This window comes from Mesorhizobium sp. 1M-11, assembly GCF_001303895.1.
Taxonomy (GTDB): Bacteria; Pseudomonadota; Alphaproteobacteria; order Rhizobiales; family Rhizobiaceae; genus Mesorhizobium.
This window is the reverse complement of the sequence record NZ_LJSD01000066.1, coordinates 1-946: the sequence shown is the minus strand read 5'-3', so window position 1 is coordinate 946 and position 946 is coordinate 1. Positions and strand designations below refer to the sequence as shown.

General features: G+C 61.0%; 1 protein-coding gene. It reads right to left on the bottom strand.

Annotated elements, in window-relative coordinates:
* Nucleotides 1-663: class II aldolase and adducin N-terminal domain-containing protein (locus AO692_RS27320; protein WP_054313213.1), on the bottom strand; the 663-nt coding region annotated here is incomplete at its 3' end.
* Between the last annotated feature and the right edge of the window lie 283 nt (nt 664-946).

Genomic DNA, 946 nt, shown 5'->3' with positions numbered 1-946 from the left:
TTCTGCGATTTCGTCGGAAAGCACCCGTAGCGGCCGCCCGGTCCACAGTGCCTTGATGTAGGTCTCGGCCGCGCGCTCGAAATAGAACATGCGGTTGAAGGCATCCGCCACGCTGTCGCCGATGACCAGCACGCCGTGATTGCCCATGATCATCACCTTGTGCTTCGGATTGGCTAGCAGTTGCGAGCAGCGTTCGCCCTCCTCTTCGAAGGCAAGCCCGCCATAGTGCTCGTCGACGACGGTGCGGTTGAAGAATGCGGCCGAGTTCTGGTCGATCGGCGGCAAGGTCGAATCGGCCAGCGACGCCAGTACGGTTGCGTGGATCGAATGCACATGCATGACGCAGCGCGCATGCGGGACATTGCGATGGATGGCGCCATGCAGCCCCCAGGCCGTCGGGTCCGGCGCATCGGGGCCTTTCAGCGTTTCAGGATCGTTGGCGTCGATCAGCAGGAGGTCGCTCGCCTTGACGCGCGAGAAATGCACCTGGTTCGGGTTCATCAGGAACCGCGAGCCGTCTTCATTGACCGCCAGCGAGAAATGATTGGCCACCGCTTCGTGCATGTTGAGCCGCGCTGTCCAGCGGAAGGCGCAGGCGAGATCGACCCGCTCGTCATAAAAAGGCAGGTTGGTCAGCGGTTCCTTCAGGCGTGCCAGGCTCATCGTCTCTTCCTCCGTGGAGAGGCGAGCATGCCGCGCCCTTGACCCAGCGGCAACCAGAAACGGCTGATCCAGATTTTAGAGCGCCGCGCGTCCGTTCGGACGCGCAAAGGACGCTCTAACACTTTGAAGCTACGCATCGTGCTTTCCGAAAATCGATCCCGATTTTCGGGCCGATGCGTTAGAGCGCCGCGCGTCCCTTCGGACGCGCAAAGGACGCTCTAACACTTTTGAGCTGCGCATCGTGCTTTCCGAAAATCGATCCCGATTTTCGGGCCGATGCGTT